This window comes from Pseudomonas sp. Eth.TT006, from assembly GCF_054456575.1.
In genome coordinates this window covers 1-663 of sequence record NZ_JBTJEN010000044.1, presented here as the reverse complement: position 1 = coordinate 663, position 663 = coordinate 1, and the positions used below count along the sequence as shown (strand labels likewise).

Here is a 663-nt window from a genome sequence, read left to right as displayed (position 1 = left end):
TGGGCCGGTGGATACACGGTCGGCGCCTTGCACGTCGTTGGTCAGCACGTTACCAGTCAGGACCAGATTCGTTTCGGCAGCTGTACCGGTGTTGCTGTCATCGACTGCTTTGGGCAGGTCGTCGATGATGTTTACGTCGAGGGTCGCGTTGGCGGTGGTGCCGTTGTCATCCACCACGGTCACGCCGAACTGTTCGGAAAGCGAGTTGGCGCCATTGGCCGTCGGATGAGCATCGTTTTGGTCGAGGGTGTAGCTGTAGCTGACGACGCCTGTTGCCGCGTTGAACCCGGTGATGGTCAACGTGCTGCCCAGTGGCGTGGTCACCGATTGCGGGAAGCCTGCGGCCACGCCATTGGTGACCACGGCGATACCGCCGACGGTCAGCGTAGTGACGCCATCCAGCGCGGTGATGGTGAAGGTGCCGCTTTGGGTCAGGGCATTAGCATCGGGGGCGCTGCCGTCGCTGAGGTTTTTTTCGTAAACCGTCAGTTCGCCGCCCTCGACGTTCAACCCGTTAATCAGCACTGGGTCATCGTTGTTGTGGATCTGCAAGACGAGATTCGCGGTGCTGGTATCGCCGTCAGAGTCGGTAATGGTGTAGGTGAAGGTTTCGGTGCCGTTGCCGCCGCCGTGCAGGGCTTTGAAGTCGGCATCGCTGGTGTC

At 60.6% G+C, this 663-nt stretch carries 1 pseudogene; it reads right to left on the bottom strand.

Annotated elements, in window-relative coordinates:
• Positions 1-663: pseudogene (locus tag ACXR0M_RS27240) on the bottom strand (type I secretion target); the annotation flags it as partial.